Below are 18,287 nucleotides of genomic sequence, written 5' to 3'. Positions count from 1 at the left end.
ATGGGGCAGCACAGCATGGCAGCGCCAGGTAAAATCCGGATCGAGCGGCTCGCCTGGAGCGATCCGCCGCTTGCGGACCTGGCCATGACCAAGGGCACGATGCGGCTGACCCGCAGCCTGACTTCCGGCCTGTCGCGCGGGGCGCTGGACCCACCCGGAACCTTCTGGGGCGTGGGAGACCGCGGCCCCAACATCAAGCCGAAAGATGCGGTCGCGCGCTATGGTTTGACCGCGCTGGCGGCGGCAACCGCGATCGATGGGGCCAAGGTCATGCCGCTGCCTACTGCCGGACCGTCGGTCGCGCGGTTCCGGATCGACGGCGACGCGGTGGTGCTGGAAGAAGCCCTGCCGCTGCGTACACCAGACGGCGCAGCGATCAGCGGACTACCCTTGCCGCTGGCCGAACAGGAAAACGAACCCGCGCTCGCGCTCGATGGCCAGCCGCTGGGCTGCAATCCACGCGGGGCGGACAGCGAAGGGATCGCCTGTCTGCCGGACGGGCGGATGTGGATCGCCGAAGAATATGGCCCGTCGCTGCTGCTGGTTGACCGCAGCGGCACAGTCCTGCGCCGCTGCGTGCCCCACGGCACAAGTGCAGCGTTTGCCGGGTCGGGCATGGAAATTGCCGAAACGATCGATCCGCTGGCTCTGGTGCGCAAACTCAACCGCGGGTTCGAAGCTTTGGCGCTGAGCCCCGATGGCACCACGCTCTACACCGCGTTCCAGAGCCCGCTGAGCCACCCCGATCGCGCGGCCCACCAGCAATCGGATCTGGTGCGGATCTGGGCGCTCGACCCGGCCGATGGCAGTCTTCAGGCCGAGTATGCCTATCCGCTCGATCCGCCCGAGACATTCCAGCGCGACTGTGAGCTGGGGCCAGTGGCGCGCGACGATGTCAAAGTCAGCGAGCTGGCCATGCTGGGCGATGGCAGCATGCTGGTGCTGGAACGGGTTACCCAATCGACCAAACTCTACCACGTGCGCCCCGACGCCGGAAGGGCGCTGCCCCCCGAATGGCGCGATCCTGCGCGGCGCCCCACGCTGGAGCAATTGGGCGCGGCAGGGCTGCGCGCTGCAGGTGTGCCGGTGCTGGCCAAGCACCTGGTCCTCAGCACCGACGATCACTCCGAAATCGGCTGCGATCTGGAAGGCCTGATTGCGCTTGATCCCACGACCCTGCTGCTGGCCAGCGACAGCGACTATGGCACCGAAGGCGCAGTCACCGGGTTCTGGCGCGTAGTCCTGCCCGAACCGCTCTGGGCCTAAAGCGCGAAAGCCTTCATCGCCTCGTAATAGGGGCGGCACTGGTCCGCGAGCCGCGCCGCATCGCCATCAAGCTCAGGCAACGACCCAGCGGGCGGGCCGAAGCCGGTTGAAGCAGCAACCTTGTCATACCAATGGCTTGCCCAGATGCCGTCTCCAGGATGCACGCCGGATTGCCAATGCAGCATCGCCGGATCCCAGCCGATACCCAGCCGCTCGCACAGCTTTGCCAGTCCGCGCGCCGGGTCGGCCAGCAGGCTGGTGGTATCGACCACCGCCGGGTCCAGCCCTGCGCCGCGCGCCCATTCGAAATATTCAAGCAGCCGCGCATAACCCAGGTCCTCAAACCGCGCCTCGCCCCGCTTGACCCCGTAGCTGGCGATCACCCGTTCGGGCTCGCGGATCAGGAAGGCATGAACGTGGCCGGGAAAATCGCGGATCGAGACCGGGCCTTCCATGTGGTGCGGCATGTGTTTCTGATACCACACCGGCGCGTCCCCCGGCGCGGGACCGCGCAGCGCTGCGGCCACGCTCTGCCAGTCGCAATCCATGTCCGCGATCACTTCGTCCGCCATCGGGTGATCGGCCCCGGTATCTTTCAGGAAGCAACCATAGAACGGCTCGTCACTCACCGCGCAATCGGCGCGCGCGCTGAAGCTGCGCATCATCGTGGTCGAGATGTTGCGCGGGCCGGACCACATCGCGATTGCGATGGTCACGCCGCGACGTCCCGGTCCATCAGCGCACGGTAAAGGCCCTGCAGGCGATCGACCATCGGCCCGCGCGCTTCGGTCAGCTTGCGGCCGTCGATCTCGGTCACCGGCACGACCCCGGCGAAAGTGCCGGTCACGAAGGCCTCATCCGCGCCGTGGACTTCGGTCAGCGAGAAGTTCTTCTCATAGACCGGAATCCCCGCTTCGCGGCAGACCCTGATCACATTCGATCTGGTGATCCCAGCCAGGCAATAGTCCCCGCTTGAGGTCCAAACCTCGCCCTTGCGGACGATGAAGAAATGGGTCGAATTGCAGGTGGCAACGAACCCGTGCGGATCGAGCATCAAGGCTTCGTCCGTCCCGGCCTGCGCGGCCTGGATGCAGGCGGTGATGCAGTTCAATTTACTGTGCGAATTGAGCTTGGGGTCCTGCACTGCCGGATCGCCGCGCCGGACGTGGACGGTGAACAGGCGAATCCCGCGTTCGATCGTGCTGGGCAGCGGGGTCTTGTATTCGGGGATAATCACAATCGTGGCGGGCGAGATCACCACACGCGGGTCCTGATAGGGGGTTGAGCGGATCCCCCGCGTCACCATCAGGCGAATGTGGACGCCCTGCTGATTGCGCATGCCATTGGCATCGATCACCGCATCGAGCCGCGAAGTCAGCTCCTCGCGGGTCAGGCCCACGTCGAGCATGATCGCCTTGGCGCCTTCATAGAGCCGGTCGAGATGGGCTTCAAGGAAAGCGAAGCGCCCCCGATGCAGCCGCAGTCCTTCCCACACCCCGTCGCCCAGCATGAACCCGGAATCGAACACCGAGACCACCGCCTGCGGACGCGGCACCAGATCGCCGTTGACGCTGATCAGGACGCTGTCATTGCGCGGATCGGCGTTGAAATCGTGGGTGCCAAGCGAGGTCTGCTGCGTCATCAGAAGGTCGTCGCGTTTTCAATCGGCGCGTCGCCCTGATGCGCCTTGGCATAGGCTTCCGCCCCCTTCATCACCCGCAGCATGTTGCGGCTGGCAATCTTTTCCAGGTCGGCCTGGCTATAGCCGCGCCTTGCCAGTTCGGTGAACAACACCGGGTATTTGGAGACATCCTCCATCCCCTTCACCGTGTTGTCGATCCCGTCCATGTCACCACCCAGGCCAACATGATCGATCCCGATCCGCTGGGCGATATGGTCAATGTGGGCAACCACATCGGCAAGGCCGCCGGTGGGCAACGGGTTATCCTTGTCCCACTGCGCCATGGCGGCTTTCACCGCATCGGGATTGCCAGTGCCCAGCGCCTTCTGGCGCGCTTCCTCACCGGAACGGCGAGCGTTGTACTGGCGGGTGTCCTCGACCACATAGGCCGGGAAAAAGTTGATCATGACGATCCCGCCGTTAGCTTTGATTGCGTCAAGCGCGCTGTCAGGCACATTGCGTGGGTGGTGATTGACCGCGCGGGCGTTGGAGTGGCTGACGATCACCGGAGCTTTAGCCACTGCGAGGACTTCGAGCATGGCCTTTTCGCTGACATGCGCCAGATCGACCAGCACCCCCAGCCGCTGCATTTCGCGCACCACGTCCTTACCAAGCGGGGTCAGCCCTTGCGCCATTGGCACATCGGTAGCGCTTTCGGCCCAGGCGAGGTTCTTGAAATGGGTCAAGGTCATGTAGCGCGCGCCGAGCGCATGCATCTGGCGCAGCACGGCGAGCGAACCGCCGATCGAATGCCCGCCTTCCATGCCAAGCAGTGAGGCGATCTTGCCCGCTTTCCACGCAGCTTCCACGCAGGTGCTGTCAGTGCAAAGCTGCAAGTCCGCCGGATAGCGCGCGATCACCCGCTTCATCACGTCGATCTGTTCCAGCGTCGCCTGCACCGCTTGCGGTTCGGGCAGGCTGGCCGAGACATAGACCGACCAGAACTGCGCCCCCACCTTGCCAGCCCGCAGCCGGTTGAGGTCAGTCATCATCGCGCCGATGCCCGTGGCCGGATCGCCGGTTTTGGTGGTATCGCGGAAGTCGAAGTCCCCCAGCACGTTTTTGCGCCGGTCGCGCAGCTGTTCGGGCACATCGTTGTGGCCATCGAACACCGGCGCGGCGGCAAGGGCTGCCGCGGCGATCTGTTCAGGGGTCTTCGCACAGACCGGACCAGCCGCCAGAAGGGCAATCCCGGTGGCGAGCAGCAGCTTGGTTCGCATCATCATTTTCCTTGGGCGGGGGTGCAATCCTTGAACCAGACAACGTCCTTGAATTCGTTGAATTCGTGGAACGTGCCAGTCAACTTTACTGATTTGCCCGGCTTGAGCTGCAAGGTAAAGACCGATGTTCCTGGCGCCATAAGGCAGCTTACGGCAGACAGGGTGCTGGCCATGTTCGGCAGGCGCAGGGCCAGTTCGTGCGGCTGCAGGATCTTGAAGGCAATCCGGTTGGTATTGCCGTCCTTGATCACATAGTCAACCGTGCCAGACAAGGTGAACTTCTTGCCAGCATAGCGCGACGGGATGATCGCCGAATTGCGTTCAGCATCCTTGGAAATCTGCTGCGAGAATTCCTGCGCGCTGAGCGCCACGGGAGCAGCCTGCTGGGTGACCGCATTGGCCCCGCTGGCAGCAGCAAGCCGACCGGCCTTGCCCCCTTTCAGCTCGGCCAGCATCGCGCACATTTCGGTCTTGGCTCCATCGGCCCCGGCGGCCATTCCGGCGGGAAGCTTGGCTTCCATTCGCACCGTGCCCACACCGCCCTCGCTCACCGCCTGGATCTCGATCGGGAAGGCACGCGAATTGCCGGTCCGGCCTTGCTCGATTAGCAGTGCGCCGCTCTCTGGTTCAGAGGCGATGATGTCATATCCGCGCCGCGCCGAAATGCCGCGCATCTGCTTGATGGCAATATCTGCAGGCAGATCGGCAACTGCCCCGCTGGCAATGAAGCGCAGGCCGGTAACGGGATTGCCCTTTTTGACGAAACCGTCCTCGCAGGCTCCGGCATGGGCGGCGGTTGGCACGGCGGCGATCGCCAGTACGGCTGGCGCCAGAATTCGAATAGAGTGTTGCATGGAAACGGGATCTCCGAACTGTAATAGAGCAGCAATACAGTTCGTCTGCCTACTTGCGAAGGACAAAAAATGTGTGCCGCACTCAAGCGGACAGTTCGCCCGCGTCAGCAAGCACTTTCAGCATCACTGCTGCGCCGCACTGGTGCGAGCGGGCATTGGGATCGAACCGGCCATCGGCGACGTATTTGCCCCGTTCGTAAAGCGTCGAGAACGACCACAGATAGGGCGTCGCCCGGCCCATCCGGCGATAACCAAAGCCGTTGAACGCCTCCAACCTGTAGAGCGTGCGTGGCAGGCTCCAGTCAGCCTCGCCGGTGAAGCCCATCAGCCGCAAGGCGTCGATCGCGCTCGATTCCCAGTCGCTCGGCGGCAGCCACACGCGCGGGCGTCCGGCCGGAACCTGGCGGGTACGCGCGGCGAGCGGGAAGTCTCCGTTGTGCAGGTGCGCGCGAAAATTGAAGCTCGCTTCAAGCCCGTGGATCGCGGCGATGAAGTGCCACGGGATGCCCAGCCGCTTGCCCACCGCCTCGTAACGCGGCCGTGCCTCGCGCATCATGGTCAGGTGCCACCGGGCGTGATCGGCATTCTTCGGACGGATCTTCGCGGCCTTGAACCAGTCTTCGTATTCGCGCCCGATCTCGTCATACTTGAGCGAGGTTCTGGGCGCGCCCAGCACCGGATCGGGCTCTGGCTCCTGCGGCACGGTAACCACTGCATCGGGCAGCTTGATCGCTTCGCCATCCGGGGCAACCTGCGCCAGTGGCAGGCGCAGCAGCGGTGCGTCTCCGCTATCGAGCCGGGCCAGCGCCTCTGCGACGACATGCTGGGTCGCGTGCAATTTGGCGAGCAGCCCGCCGGCCTGCTCGGCCAGCCCCGGCGCAGCGCGTTCGGCCCGGTCGATCAGCGCGACGAGGCGCGGCATGGCCGTTTCGTAAAGCCGCTCTGGATCAGCTGCAATGCCGCCTTCGCCGATGCCCAGCTTTGACCCCGGCAGGCGCAGCGCCTTGGCCTTGCCTTCCAGCCCCAGCAGCTCGCCAATCACGTCGGCGGCCTGCAAGGCCTCAGCTGGAAGCGCCGCCTTCAGCTGCGATGGCATCTGGCCAAGCAGGCGCGAGATGTCCTTGGGATCGATCAAGGCCAATGCTGACGCGGAACTGCCCAGCATGGCCAGGTCAGCCCCGCCCCGCAACAATTGCCGTCTGGTCAAGGATGGGTCCATGCGACTCACCTCCTTGCTGAAAAGCTTAGCCCTTTCAGCAGACTAGGCAATGCGCAATGGGCCGTATCAGCCCTCGGCTTCGCGCTCGAACGCGGCGTCGCCGCCAATCTTGGCGGCCAGCTTGCCAAGCAGGGCCAGCACCACCACCGCGATCACCGTGGCCAGGATTGCATAAGTGTACAGCCCGGCCAGATCGTCGCTCAACCCCAGCTTGGCCAATGTGGCCTTGATCGCTTCGTTCCAGGCCAGCGCAGCGACCAGGCCAAGCGAGGCAGAGGCAAGTGTGATCATGGTCTGCACCATGGCGCGCGGATTGGTCATGTTTGAATGCTCCCCAGTTTACAGTGCAAAAGCGGCGCGGAATTTAGCCGATGTGCGGCTGCGGACAAGCGCCCATGCACACTTGCACACAGGCCGCCACAGTGCTGACTGGCGCAATGGAGCTGTTGTCCGATCCCAAAGTGCTGGTGCTGGCCGTGGTTGCGGTGCTGATCCTTGGCATGGCCAAGGGCGGCTTTTCGGGCGTCGGCGCGCTGGCCACACCCTTGCTGGCGCTGGCTTTGGCCCCGGCGCAAGCGGCGGCGCTGCTCATGCCAGTGCTGCTGGTCCAGGACGTGGTTTCCGTCTGGTCGTTTCGCAAGACCTGGGATCGCTGGATCGTCGCCTGGATGGCACCGGGCGCGCTGGCCGGAATTCTCATCGCCTCGCTGCTGGCCGCCGCCGTGCCGGAAGCGCGCCTGCTGCTGGTGCTGGGCCTGATTACTCTGGCCTTCGGGCTCTACCGCTTGTGGATCGAGCGCGGCGGGCGGATCGTTGCCGCGAGCGCCTCGCCGGGCTGGATCGGCGCACTGTTTGGTGTGGCGACCGGGTTCACCAGCCAGATCGCCCATGCCGGCGGCCCGCCGTTCCAGATGTGGGTCACCCCGCGGCGGCTGGAGCACCAGACCTATGTCGGAACCAGTTCGATCCTGTTCGCCATGGTCAACTGGATGAAAGTCCCCAGCTATTTCGCGCTCGGCAACCTTAACCACCAGACGCTGAGCGCCGGGGCCCTGCTGATCCCGCTGGCGGTGGTCAGCACGCTGGTTGCAGTTCGGCTGATCCGGCGGATGAGTTCACACCGGTTCTATACCGTGATCTATCTGCTGATGGTGCTGCTGGGGCTGAAACTTACGCTCGACGGGTTGTTCTAGTCCCGTTTGAAGCGGGTCAGTTCCATCGTCCCGTCCAGCTTCTTCCACACCTGCATCCGCCACTTTGCGCCGCCTTTCAGCACCACCAGCATGCGGTAATTCATCCCCGCAACGACTTGCCGTTCAGCCCCGACAATCCGCACCAGCGCGCCGTGAGGTTTGGGCAGATGTGCCACGCCAAAGCGCGCAGCCGCACCGACTTCGGCCTGGAGCTGCGCCCCCGGCACTTCGCTCCAACCGCCGACCACGGGCGGGGCGGCCAGCGCGGCAACGGGGGTAATCAATACAGCAGCGAGAGCGGCAAAGCGGCGCATGGCAATCCCTTTACAGTCAGCGGATCACCCCGATCGCATCGGGCGAAGGATCGGAGGCGGAGCCCGGAATCGGCCCCCCGCTAAGCCATATTGCCAGCCGGTCCGACCGCTTGTCCATGGTCGATGGCAGTTTGATCAGCAGCCAGGCATAATCCCCGAAAGCGCGCGGTGCGGGGCCAAAGGTGGCCTTGAATTCGGCATTGGTCATGGTTCCGGTCTTGAAGGTCCAGCCAGGACCAGTGCCAGGGGCTGCCATGCGGGTCTTGCCGTCATAGACCACCGAGGCGATCCGGTTCAGATCGCTGACCATCCACATCGAACTGTCGAACCCCGGCAGGGCCGGATCGATCGTCTTGCTTTCAAAGGCAATCACGTCCCATTTCGCCAGTTCCCCGGCGGGCAGTTTCAACGCCTTTTCGATGGCCGCGCCGCTGACCTTGCCGGGCTGAAAATCGCGAACATAGCTGGCGGCGTAGAACGAGATCGAGGTGGCGAGCCCGTCAGGCTGACCCAGCACGGCGGCCGTGGTCGGTCCGGCCGGGCCATCGGCGGGCTTGCTCGCCCACTGCACGCTTTGCGCGGTGGCGGGCATGGTCAGCAGGGCGGCGGCAAGGGTCAGGACAGACTTGGCAAAGGGGTTCATTGAGTGGCCTTCCGAAAGATTGAACGCCAACGATAGGCCCTTGCGACCATGCCTGGCGCTACCCGTTCGGGGAGGGACGGTGCAGCAGCGGCAGTGCGGCCAGCGCGATAAGCGCGGCGATCAGATAGGGCACGCCCGGAAAATGGACCGGAGCGCCCGGTGCAGTGAGCCAGGCCATCGGCTTGACCAGCACCAGCGGGCCAATGATCGATCCCAGCCCCATGGTCATCGCGGCGATGCCTTGCACTTCACCCTGGGTTTGCGGTGTCGCCCCGCGTGACAGCATGGCCATCAGGCTTGGCTGGACCAGCGACTGGATCGCCACGGCAACCAGCAGGACAAAGGCGATCACAGTGGAATTGGTAAAGGCATAACCCAGAAAGCCCGCCGAAGCGCCCAGTATCCCCACTGTCGCTGCGCCGCGCTCACCCAGCCGCCGCACTACCGGGCCCGTCATGAAAGTCTGGCTGAGTGCAATCACCACCCCCACGCCGGCCAGGCTCAGCCCGATCATCCTGTCCGACCAGCCAAGCTGCGCGATCCCGTAAAAACTCCAGGTCAAAGGATAGACCAGACTGGCGACTTGCCACATCAGCAGCACTGTGGCCGAGCGCAGCAAGCGCGGTTCAGCCCGCAGCACGCGCCAGGCTCCGAACGGGTTGGCGCGGGCCAGAGTGAACGGGCGGCGGTTCTCTCTGGCCAGGGTTTCAGGAAACAGGGTCAGGCCATAGATCAGGTTGGCCAGTGCCAGTGCAAAGGCCACCAGGAACGGCGCACGATCCCCGAACTGGCTGAGCAGGCCGCCCAGGGCCGGACCCGCCACAAAGCCGACACCAAAGGCCGCGCTGACTGTGGCAAAGCTTTTCGCGCGGCTTTCCGCCGTTGTAATGTCCGCCAGCGCTGCCTGCGCCGGGCCATAAGAGCCGCCAAACAGCCCGGTCAGAACCCGCCCGGCGATCACCAGCGCCAGCGAATTGGCCATGGCCAGCATCAGATAATTGGCCGCCAGCCCGGCCAGCGCGATCAGCAGCACCGGGCGGCGTCCCACAGCGTCCGACAGATTGCCCAGCACCGGCGCGGCCAGAAAGGTTGCCACGGCCATCAACAGGCTCATCCACGCGCCCACGTCAATCGCGGCATCCAGCCCGATCCCGCCAACCCGCATCAGCAGGCGCGGCAGCACTGGCATGATCAGCCCGAACCCCATGGCGTCCAGGAAGATGGTGATCAGCACGAACAGGCTCGTGCGGCGCTCAACGCTCATGCAGCAGAGTCCGCGCCCGGGGTCGCCCCTGGGGTCGCCATGGTCCAGAAATGCGGCGCACCGCGCCCGCGCACATCCCATTCCTCGACAATGGCAAAGCCGAGCCGCTGATAGAGCCCGACATTACTCTGCGTCGCGGTTTCGAGACAGGCCGGCACCCCCAGCCGCGCCGCTTCGGCCAGCCCGGCGCGGATCGTTTGCCCGCCCAGCCCCTTGCCCTGCAGGTCTGGCCGCACCCCGGCATAGCGCAGATACAGCGCCGCCTCGCCGCGCGGCACGTGCGCGTCGATCGTATCGCCCACTTTGGCCCCGCGCAGCAGGTTCGGCCCGAACACCTGCACCATATGCAGCAAGTGGCGCGGGTAGAGCGGGGTACGGTAATGGACCTGACCGGGCGGGCGCCAGAACGTGACCGCGCCGCAATCAGGCGTGCCCAGCATCAGCCCGCGCTCCAGATGGTCATCGAACAGCCAGTCAAACATCAGTGGCAAGCGCCGTGCCCGCGCGGCGGGATCGGGGATGATCCAGCAGAGCGCCGGATCCTGAGCAAAGGCAGCGGCCAGGGTCGCCACGGCGGCGGCGCGGTGATCGGGGCCAAGCCGGATGATCGCAGGGTGCATTGCAGCCTCGTGCCAGTCTTGCAGGACGGGAGCAAGGCTCGTAAACCTGCCCGCGATGTCATTCCTCTCCTTCCGTGGCCGCCTGCGCGCTTTTCAGGCGATGCGCGGCGATCCGCCTGAACCGGGCTTCCTGGCCGACCTGGAGTTCCTGGAAAACCGGGATCTTGATTTGTCAGTCCGGTTGGGGGCGATGCTGGGTTTCAACGCCTTGCTGATCACGATCGGCACCCACCCGATTTCGGCCAGCCCGGGTGCGCCGCTCAGTCTTGACCTGCCCAGCCAGCCGGGCCTGGTCGTGGCCAGCCTGATCGGCCTGGCACCGTTGGTGGTATCTTGCTTCCTCGCGCTGCGGGCCCTGATGCTGGGCGAGGAGTTTGACAGCGAGGGCGTGGAATCAGACCGCGCCGCGCGCCAGCGCCTGTTCGCGGCCTTTGTCCATTCGATCGATGTTCAGGCCCGCTATCTGGGACTGGCGATCCGCTGGACCCTGGCCGGGGGCGCGCTGACCATGCTGGTCTGGGCCGCAATCCTGTTGAGCAAGGCATCTTAACCCGATCTTAGGCACAATTCCCCAGACTGTCGGCACAGGTTGGGGAACCATTTGGCCATGGCGTTTTCGCGGGCAGGATTGCGGCGCAAGGTAACGGGCTGGTGCTCGCCCTTTACCGCGCCAGTGCCGCCTCAGGTGCGCGGCGCGATGGTATCCTTACAGCACGAACGTCTGCTGGCCTCGTTGCCGCTGCTGTGCCTCGCGATTGCCGCCAATGCCGTGGCCATGGCCATGGCGGTGGTGGGTGACCTGCCGGTCTGGCAACAGCTCGCGCCGCCAGCGATCATCATTTCGGCCACCCTGCTGATCTTCTATCGCTTTCGCACCCGCCCCCAGGCGCATGACAGCGCCGCCGCGCTGCGCCAGTTGCGCCGCGCGCCGCTGGTCACCGTACCGCTGGGGCTGGTGGCCGGTCTGTGGTGCGTCAACGCCTTTATCGAGACCGAGAAATATTATTGCATGACCGCGCCGGTGTTCATCGGCATCGCCGGGCTGGTCAGCGCCACGTGCCTGCTGGCCGTGCCCCGTGCCGCGATCGGAGCGATGGTCGCCACCACGCTGCCGATCGTGATCAAGATGAGCTTGTATCACAATCTGGGGGTGCGGGCGATGGCGGCGATGATCGTGCTGATCACCCTGCTTCAGGCCAAGGTCGTGCTGGGCAAATTTGAAGAGACGGTGACCATGCTGACCTTGCAGCACAAGCTCAACCGGTTGGCCGCATCTGACCCGCTGACCGGGCTGGACAACCGTCTGGCCTTTGACACCACGCTGCGCGGCCTGCTGGATCGCGGCGAGCCGGTGCTGGTGGCCCTGTCCGACCTTGATGGATTCAAAGCCGCCAATGACAGCCACGGTCATCACGCCGGGGATGCGATCCTGACCGAAGTGGCGGCGCGGCTGCGCACCCATGCGCCGGGTGCGTTGTCGATCGCGCGGCTGGGCGGCGATGAGTTCGCGTTGCTCTATCCGGCCGCGCAAGGCACCGTCACGGCCGCTGCGGAACTGTCCGCCGCACGCGCCGCGATTGCCCGGCCGTTCGCCTGCGACGGGCAGAACCTGCTGGTTGGCATGTCGCTCGGCACCGCGCTGAGCCTGGCGGACGGGACCGATCACAAGCTGTTGCTGCGCCGTGCGGACGAACGGCTTTATGCCGACAAGGCCGCACGCAAGACCCTGCTGCCGGTGCGTGCCGCCTGAATTCCCTCGCCAAACCGCACCGCGCCTGCCATGGCCGCAGGCATGGCTGATGACGAAGACTATGTGTACGATGAGGACAGCGGTGAATGGCTGCCGGCCTCGGAACTCGCCGCCAAGCGCGCCGCCGCGGATGTGGTGGAAGTGCGGGATGCGGTGGGCAATCTGCTGGCTGACGGCGATGCCGTTACCCTGATCAAGGACCTGACCGTCAAGGGCGCGGGCCAGACGCTGAAGCAGGGCACGGTGATCCCCAGCATCCGGCTGACCGGAGACGCGCAGGAAATTGACTGCAAGTATCCCGGCATCAAGGGGCTGGTGCTGCGCGCGGAATTTGTGCGCAAGCGCTAAGACAAACCTGCAATTGCCCGCGACTTGGCCCGCGACCCGTGTTAGCCAAGCACCGGCGCAAACGGGCTGGGCATAGCGACCCGGCGCAGACTGGGGGGCAGGCATGACCGCTTTCAACTATTTCTCCAAGGCCAATTCCGATGGGTCGTATGACGTAAAGCTGTCGCTTGATGGCGACCCTTCAAACGGCAATCTGAACGGCACATTCATCTACAAAGGCGACCCATTCCGCGTGATCGGATACTGGGCTGCGGCGGGCTCAACCGACGATCGCAAATACAACGCCCTTTGCTTTTCCGGAGCGGATGCGGCCAGCGGCACAGTGTTCGTCGCGGCCACCGGCACTTTTACCATGAATTCGGACGGCTCATGGCAGATGCAGCTCAATTGCCTGCGGGTTTCGACCAATAACGACCACCAGTATGGCTGGGACGGCGAGCTTTATTCCGCTGCCCCGGATGATCCCGGAGACGATTTCTGATTCACCCGGCCCAGGCCAGGCATTCCAGTTCCACCCGCGCACCCAGCGCCAGTCCGGTAGTGCCAAAGGCTGATCGCGCCGGGTATCGGCCCGGCTTGAAATAGCTGACATAGACCGCGTTGAAAGCGGGCCATTCCTGAATGTCGGCGAGCATTACGGTGCATTTGAACACTGCATCAAGGCCAAGACCCCGGGCGCGCAGGGTTTGGCCCATGCGTTCCATGATCCGCCGCGTCTCCGACTCAAGCCCGCCGGGAACCAGGCCTTTGCCGTCCGGCGCCTCACCAATCTGGCCCGAAAGGTAAAGCACCCCGCCCAGTTCGACCGCCTCGGCAAAGGGCCGGTCATCACTGCGCGGATGGAACACCGGTGCGGCGGGCCGGGCTGCAGCGGGAACCGGAGCAGCCATGGCCAGCAAGGCCAGCGTCGCAGCAATGCTCGCCCGCGGACGACTGCAAACACGCTTCCCGGACCTGTCGTTACGCATCACCCGATCGCTCCATTGCCGATCCCGCAAAGTGCGCCCCGCACTGCCACGGGTCAAGCGCGGGACCCGGCAAAGGGGGCGTGCTACCCGTATGGGCAGTGCGGCGGCGGACGGGGCGCGGCACCATGGCGTCCTTGCAACCGAAAGGATCCGCTCGTGCCCGCCCAGTTCTGCCGCCTGGCCGCCGCCGCACTCGCCCTGTGCGCTGCCTCGCTTGCCTTGCCGCTGGCGGCTCAGCAAAGTCCCAAGCTGCCCCGGCTGGACGCCCCGACGATCCGCCTTGCTCCCAAGGCCGAACTGATGGGCGAGCTGACACTCGCGCTGACCGAACAACAGCGTTTTGACCTTACCGGCCAGGTCGAAGGCCGCTTGCGTCCGGTCCCGGGGCGCTATCTGTTTCGCCATGTCGCATCGGGCTTGTGCATGGAGGCCAGTCGCAACACTCCGCTGATCCTCACGCCTTTCATCCAGCTTGCCCCCTGCGCACCCACTTCAACCGCGCAGCGCTTTGCCATTCTGCCCACCACCCGGCTCAACTCCGTGCGGCAGAGCGGCGGCGGGTTTCCCTGGGCCTGTGCCGATCTGGCCCAAGGCGTGGTGTTCGGGCCGCCCCGGATCGATTGGCACTTGTGCACCACGATCTATGGCCAGGCCTATGAACTGCACAAATTCGTCCCTTCCCAAACCCCGGGCAGTGTCACCATCCGCATCAATTCCGGACCGGTCGAGGCCGAGTGCTGGACCGTGCGCGACGGGCGGGGCGTGGCCGGCAACGACATTGTCGGCCAGCGCTGCACCGGAGGTCCCGAGCAGGAATTCATGCTGGACTGGCAAGTCCAGATCGACCCCGGCGCTTTCCGGACGCTGCTGGAGCGCGAGCGGTGGTTCGCGGCCGCAGACGGGCACAAGTGGGGCGGCAAGGGCATGGGGGTCGATCTGATCGGCCCGGCCCTGAAAACCTTTGCCACCGCAGCGGATGACGGCGAAGAATGCCTGCGGACCTGCCTTGGCGATACTTCGTGCCGCAGCTGGACCTGGCAAGCCGCCGGTTATCCGCGCGGCGGCACTGCCCCGCAATGTACTCTCAAAGGCGCCGGGGTGACGCCCGTGAACCGAGGCGATGCAGCGCGCTGGCTGGTGATCAGCGGGATCCCCCGCCCCGCCTAACCACCGCCGGTTTCCCCCGCTTCCGGTCCCGGCCCGTCGCGATCGTCCGAGGGCGCATAGCGCGTTACCCAGCGCGGCTGGCCTTCTGGGGAAAGCTCTACATCCGGGCTTGGCACCAGATCGTCCCCGGTCTCGATCCAGCCGCGTCCGTCGCACTTGTCGCACAGGCAGCGCTTGGATCGCTGGCTGGCCAGATCGAACTCCCGGTTCCACTGCCCGCGTCCGAGACACAGCGGGCAAGGCCGATCAAGGTCACCCCGGCGCGGCTGGATCGTGATGCCATCGAAGGCATGCGGATCGTGCGGACCGGAGCAGAGGACGATGCGGCTGTCGTGGGCCATGGCCTATGCCTAGGCAACTGCATCGGCCCAGACAAGGCCTTCGCCGGATCAACCGGGCGGCGCCGTCCCTGCTGCCTGTTCAAAGGCAAGCGTTTTTGCCTGCACCTCAAGACCATAGGCGCGGCCATCGCCTTTGGTCCTGATCTGGGCGAGCCGCGCGCGGATGGCATCGCGCGCGGCATCCGATCGGTCGGAAATTTCGAAATCCTGCTTGGCCAGCAGCAGCACGAACCCCCAGTGATTGCCGGTCGGTTCAAGCACCTCATCATCGTCGGTGGGGGCCGGTCGGTCCACCTGCACGACCGGCCGCGGCTCTGGCAGCTCAACCAGGTCCGTCCGCAACGGCCCGGTCAGCAGATGGTCCAGACGGTTCGCCACTTTGTCCCGGTCGGTCAGGTTGGACATGCCGAAAAAGCTTTCAACCGTGCTCAGGATCGAGGTGTGGTCATAAAGCGTGTGGTCAATCGTATTGGGCTTTATCAGCGGCGATACGATCACCGCCGGAACCCGCACGCCCAATTGGTCAAAATTGAACCCGAAGCTGTTGAGCGGGCTCCCGCTGCCCAGGCCGTCGCCAGGGCTTGGCGCCGGGGGCGGCGCGACGTGATCATAAAAGCCGCCGTGCTCGTCATAGGTGATGATGAGCAGCGAATTATTCCAGACCGGCGACTTGCGGATCTTGCTATAGACATCGTGGATCAGTCGCTCGCCCGCATCCAGCCCGTCAACCGGATGCTGCGATGATCCGCCCTTGAAATTGCTGTCCCAGGCATCGCCGTAATTCGGTTCGATGAAGGTGAATTTATAGGGATATCCACCCGGGCGGTTCAGGTCCGCCGCAAATTGGGTGAGCGATACCGGCCGGTGCATGTTCTTGAGGAAATAGGCGATCGCCAGGCTGCCAAAGATGGTTGGCGGCACCCCGGCATAGGCATTGGTCTTGTCATTATAGAGCTGCCAGGGAACCCCCTTCGCGCCGAGGTGATCGAAGATCGAACCTTTGGCATAGGCGAACCCAAACAGATCGAACGAAGCCTTGTCTTCGGTGGTCGGGGTCCGGTCCAGCCCGCCCGACGATCCGCCCATGGCAAAGAAGCGGTTCGGCCAGGTCGGCCCCGGCATCGATGAAAACCAGTTGTCGCAAAGCGCAAATTCGCGGGCCAGCTGGGTCAGGATCGGCACCTGATCCTCTGCCGCGCAGCAGATCGTGTCCCCGGCATGCAGGGGGCTGGCCGGATAGTCCTCGTCATTGGTGGTGGCATAGTTGGCGGCAAAGCCGGAATTGTTGATCGGCGGATAGACGTTGCCATCGAACGGCCCCGGGGTCATTTCGTGCCACGTACGACTGTCATAGCTGTCCATCACCGCCACGCGGTTGCCGTGATAGACCGCAACACCGTTGTGGTTATCGCCGACCATGCCCTGAATCGGGAACGGCGCGTTGGGAAACTGATACCACTTCTTGTCGTCATAACTGTTCATCACGGCGAACTGGCTGCCGTTGTAGATTGCCACCCCGGTGCGGTTGTTGCCGATCATGCCTTCGATTTCGAACGGCGCGTCGGGGAATGGAATCCATTGCCGTGAATCGTAATTGTTCATCACGGCGAAGCGCTTGCCGTTAAAGATCGCAACCCCGCTCGAATTTTCGCCAACCATGCCCTGGATCGGGAATGGCGCATTCGGGAAGCTGTACCACTTGCGATCATCATAGCTGTTCATCACCGCGAACTGGCTGCCGTTATAGATGGCTACCCCGACGCGGTTGTTGCCGACCATGCCCTGGATCGCGAAGGGGGCATTGGGAAAGCTGTACCACTTGTTCGCATCATAGTCGTTCATCACGGCAAACCGGTTGCCATTGTAAATCGCCACGCCGCCCCAATTGTCGCCAACCATGCCCTGGATCGCGAACGGGGCAGGCTGCATGTTCTGCCAGGCTTTGGCCGAATAGTTCTTCAGCACCGCGAACTGGGTGCCGTTGCACACCGCCAGCCCTTGTGCGCCCGGTGCCATCATGTCGGTCGGGTTGCTGCCAACCATGTGCCCGATCGCAAAGGGAGCCGGCGGAAGTTCGCCCCAGACATTGCTGTAACCGCTCCCCGGAATGGCGAGCATCGCGGCGGCAAATTGCGCGTTGTAAACCGCCACGCCGGTGCGGTTGTCCCCCACCATGCCCTCGATCACCAGCGGGTTGTACTTGCTGCCCGTCAACTGTTCGAGCGTATCGGGAAATTCGTGTCCGGGATCGGTCAGCATCGGATCGACCGCGCGGCCCTGGGGCGGATAGGATTTGCCGTTGTAGCTATTCTGGAAGTTGGCAGGCAGCGGCTTTAACCCGTTGATCTGCGTCGGATTTCCCGTCAGGTCCTGGCCAGTAAAAGTCTGCATGCCAAACAGATGATCGAACGAACGGTTTTCCAGCATCAGCACGAACACGTGCATATCGGGCCTGGTAGGGGTCGGATCACTCATCGTCGCAGTCTCCTGGCTTGATCAGGCGCGACCCGTTCAAAACCGTGGCGACGCGCCAGTCCCCAGCCGCGCCCGATCCGGGCGATGGACAAGCTGGAACTGCTGCCGCCTATGCAGAGTGCTTCATTCACCGCGGGATTGTCCGCCACGGAATACGGTCTGATTGAAGGATCGGCACTGTGCCGGAATGCGTGCGAGAGTGCGGCTGCCGGGCGGTGCTGTCAATTGCGATCACCGGTAATTCGTCACAAATGAAACCACCGCCAACGCGCAGCGGCAAAGTGACACGGCAAGCGGACAAGGTGACACCAGGGTGACACCCTGTCCGGGGCATTTTTCGAAACCATTCAAAAGCTTGCGCTGAAAAAGGTGACACATTGCGCATTTCAGGGTGCATTTCAGGGCGAATTTCAGGCCGTTTCGCCCCTTTCCGCGCCCGGCAAATCGCCCGGTTCCTCACCCAGTTCACGCTCCATATGATCGGCCAAAGCCTCGATCGCGGCTTCGCGTTCGTCTGCCATCCGGGGCAGCGCCGCGCCGCTGCGGACCTTGATCAGCAGGTCGGAAAAATAGCCCGACCACTGCAGCCGCGCCGCCTGGCTGGTGCCATCCAGCGGGACAGTGTGGTGGTTGCGGGACGATAGCAGGAACACCGTCAGCCGTTCATCGAATGCGCGGCGCGTGCCGACCAGTTCGCCGCGGTGATAGACCGGCACTTCCACTCCGTTGAGCGCCCGGTCGAGCGCGGCCTGATGCAAGGCATCATAGCCCGATTGCACCGCTGCCTCCCACGCCAGATCAAACGGATCATCCCGCAGCCGCGCTTTCAGGCGATAGGCCGATTGCCGGCTCATCCCCACCACCCGCGCGGCGGCAGAGACGGAATGCGTAGCCGCCAATTCCGCCAAAAACCGCGCCATCTTGGCGCGCGACCAGCGGGTGGCGTGAGTGGGAGGGATCAGGG

The 18,287-nt window shown here is 64.3% G+C and carries 20 protein-coding genes and 1 pseudogene; 7 read left to right on the top strand and 14 right to left on the bottom strand.

Annotated elements, in window-relative coordinates; all coding sequences use genetic code 11:
• The first annotated feature begins 15 nt into the window (after positions 1-15).
• Positions 16-1,266, top strand: a complete 1,251-nt coding sequence (locus tag MNBBLIKP_RS14365; RefSeq protein WP_176399783.1) for an esterase-like activity of phytase family protein — start codon at positions 16-18, stop codon at positions 1,264-1,266.
• Here MNBBLIKP_RS14365 and MNBBLIKP_RS14360 read toward each other — a convergent pair.
• The 6 genes from MNBBLIKP_RS14360 to MNBBLIKP_RS14335 all read right to left on the bottom strand — a co-directional run bounded on the left by MNBBLIKP_RS14360 (position 1,263) and on the right by MNBBLIKP_RS14335 (position 6,561).
• Positions 1,263-1,982, bottom strand: a complete 720-nt coding sequence (locus tag MNBBLIKP_RS14360; RefSeq protein WP_217896695.1) for a sulfotransferase — start codon at positions 1,980-1,982, stop codon at positions 1,263-1,265. The genes MNBBLIKP_RS14365 and MNBBLIKP_RS14360 overlap by 4 nt on opposite strands.
• Positions 1,979-2,908: an aminotransferase class IV gene (locus MNBBLIKP_RS14355; protein WP_088310954.1), complete on the bottom strand. Its 930-nt coding sequence runs from the start codon at positions 2,906-2,908 to the stop codon at positions 1,979-1,981. The genes MNBBLIKP_RS14360 and MNBBLIKP_RS14355 overlap by 4 nt, the downstream gene beginning before the upstream one ends.
• The gene (locus MNBBLIKP_RS14350) at positions 2,908-4,173 is read right to left on the bottom strand and encodes a dipeptidase (protein WP_441339283.1); all 1,266 of its coding nucleotides are present in this window, start codon (positions 4,171-4,173) and stop codon (positions 2,908-2,910) included. The genes MNBBLIKP_RS14355 and MNBBLIKP_RS14350 overlap by 1 nt, the downstream gene beginning before the upstream one ends.
• Complete coding sequence (locus MNBBLIKP_RS14345) at positions 4,170-5,021, bottom strand: hypothetical protein (RefSeq protein ID WP_088310953.1); 852 nt, start codon at positions 5,019-5,021, stop codon at positions 4,170-4,172. Before MNBBLIKP_RS14345 ends, MNBBLIKP_RS14350 begins: the two co-directional genes overlap by 4 nt.
• A gap of 82 nt (positions 5,022-5,103) precedes the next feature.
• On the bottom strand, positions 5,104-6,240 hold the full coding sequence (locus tag MNBBLIKP_RS14340) for a hypothetical protein (protein ID WP_140420614.1): 1,137 nt from the start codon (positions 6,238-6,240) through the stop codon (positions 5,104-5,106).
• Positions 6,241-6,306: 66 nt separating this feature from the next.
• Entirely contained in the window at positions 6,307-6,561 is a 255-nt protein-coding gene (locus MNBBLIKP_RS14335; protein WP_088310951.1) for a DUF5654 family protein, read from the bottom strand.
• A 116-nt stretch (positions 6,562-6,677) separates the two neighbouring features.
• On the opposite strand from MNBBLIKP_RS14335, the gene MNBBLIKP_RS14330 reads away from it, so the two are divergent.
• Positions 6,678-7,433 (top strand): sulfite exporter TauE/SafE family protein, encoded by a 756-nt coding sequence (locus tag MNBBLIKP_RS14330; RefSeq protein ID WP_088310987.1) that lies wholly within the window; start codon positions 6,678-6,680, stop codon positions 7,431-7,433.
• On the opposite strand, the gene MNBBLIKP_RS14325 is transcribed toward MNBBLIKP_RS14330, so the two are convergent.
• The 4 genes from MNBBLIKP_RS14325 to MNBBLIKP_RS14310 are packed head-to-tail and all read right to left on the bottom strand — an operon-like array spanning position 7,430 to position 10,274.
• Entirely contained in the window at positions 7,430-7,717 is a 288-nt protein-coding gene (locus MNBBLIKP_RS14325) for a hypothetical protein (protein ID WP_140420613.1), read from the bottom strand. The genes MNBBLIKP_RS14330 and MNBBLIKP_RS14325 overlap by 4 nt on opposite strands.
• A 46-nt stretch (positions 7,718-7,763) precedes the next feature.
• Positions 7,764-8,390 carry a hypothetical protein gene (locus MNBBLIKP_RS14320; RefSeq protein WP_088310949.1) on the bottom strand — a complete coding sequence of 209 codons (627 nt, stop codon included), beginning with the start codon at positions 8,388-8,390 and terminating at the stop codon, positions 7,764-7,766.
• A 58-nt stretch (positions 8,391-8,448) separates the two neighbouring features.
• Positions 8,449-9,654, bottom strand: coding sequence for an MFS transporter (locus MNBBLIKP_RS14315; protein WP_088310948.1), 1,206 nt, complete (start codon positions 9,652-9,654; stop codon positions 8,449-8,451).
• Positions 9,651-10,274 (bottom strand): GNAT family N-acetyltransferase, encoded by a 624-nt coding sequence (locus MNBBLIKP_RS14310; protein WP_088310947.1) that lies wholly within the window; start codon positions 10,272-10,274, stop codon positions 9,651-9,653. Before MNBBLIKP_RS14310 ends, MNBBLIKP_RS14315 begins: the two co-directional genes overlap by 4 nt.
• A gap of 55 nt (positions 10,275-10,329) precedes the next feature.
• Here MNBBLIKP_RS14310 and MNBBLIKP_RS14305 point away from each other — a divergent pair, with 55 nt between their 5' ends.
• The 4 genes from MNBBLIKP_RS14305 (at position 10,330) to MNBBLIKP_RS14290 (ending at position 12,853) form a co-directional block, all read left to right on the top strand.
• On the top strand, positions 10,330-10,824 hold the full coding sequence (locus MNBBLIKP_RS14305) for a hypothetical protein (RefSeq protein WP_088310946.1): 495 nt from the start codon (positions 10,330-10,332) through the stop codon (positions 10,822-10,824).
• A 57-nt stretch (positions 10,825-10,881) separates the two neighbouring features.
• The gene (locus MNBBLIKP_RS14300) at positions 10,882-12,024 is read left to right on the top strand and encodes a GGDEF domain-containing protein (RefSeq protein ID WP_088310945.1); all 1,143 of its coding nucleotides are present in this window, start codon (positions 10,882-10,884) and stop codon (positions 12,022-12,024) included.
• A 42-nt stretch (positions 12,025-12,066) separates the two neighbouring features.
• Complete coding sequence (locus MNBBLIKP_RS14295; RefSeq protein ID WP_088310986.1) at positions 12,067-12,372, top strand: alkylphosphonate utilization protein; 306 nt, start codon at positions 12,067-12,069, stop codon at positions 12,370-12,372.
• Positions 12,373-12,475: 103 nt separating this feature from the next.
• The gene (locus tag MNBBLIKP_RS14290) at positions 12,476-12,853 is read left to right on the top strand and encodes a hypothetical protein (RefSeq protein ID WP_088310944.1); all 378 of its coding nucleotides are present in this window, start codon (positions 12,476-12,478) and stop codon (positions 12,851-12,853) included.
• Between the two features lies 1 nt (position 12,854).
• On the opposite strand, the gene MNBBLIKP_RS14285 is transcribed toward MNBBLIKP_RS14290, so the two are convergent.
• Entirely contained in the window at positions 12,855-13,262 is a 408-nt protein-coding gene (locus MNBBLIKP_RS14285) for a RidA family protein (protein ID WP_088310985.1), read from the bottom strand.
• A gap of 234 nt (positions 13,263-13,496) precedes the next feature.
• On the opposite strand from MNBBLIKP_RS14285, the gene MNBBLIKP_RS14280 reads away from it, so the two are divergent.
• Positions 13,497-14,507: a PAN domain-containing protein gene (locus MNBBLIKP_RS14280; RefSeq protein ID WP_176399782.1), complete on the top strand. Its 1,011-nt coding sequence runs from the start codon at positions 13,497-13,499 to the stop codon at positions 14,505-14,507.
• On the opposite strand, the gene MNBBLIKP_RS14275 is transcribed toward MNBBLIKP_RS14280, so the two are convergent.
• The 3 genes and pseudogenes from MNBBLIKP_RS14275 to MNBBLIKP_RS18095 form a co-directional block, all read right to left on the bottom strand.
• A complete protein-coding gene (locus MNBBLIKP_RS14275) occupies positions 14,504-14,848 on the bottom strand; it encodes a hypothetical protein (RefSeq protein ID WP_088310942.1) in 345 nt (114 codons plus the stop codon). The genes MNBBLIKP_RS14280 and MNBBLIKP_RS14275 overlap by 4 nt on opposite strands.
• A gap of 48 nt (positions 14,849-14,896) precedes the next feature.
• Positions 14,897-17,323, bottom strand: coding sequence for an alkaline phosphatase family protein (locus tag MNBBLIKP_RS14270; RefSeq protein ID WP_088310941.1), 2,427 nt, complete (start codon positions 17,321-17,323; stop codon positions 14,897-14,899).
• Positions 17,324-17,733: 410 nt separating this feature from the next.
• Positions 17,734-18,287, bottom strand: a pseudogene (locus MNBBLIKP_RS18095) (hypothetical protein); the annotation flags it as partial.

It is taken from the genome of Novosphingobium sp. B 225 (assembly GCF_002198665.1).
In the GTDB taxonomy this organism is placed as follows: Bacteria; Pseudomonadota; Alphaproteobacteria; order Sphingomonadales; family Sphingomonadaceae; genus Novosphingobium.
The sequence above is the reverse complement of the archived record's forward strand: the minus strand, read 5'-3'. Positions and strand labels throughout refer to the sequence as shown.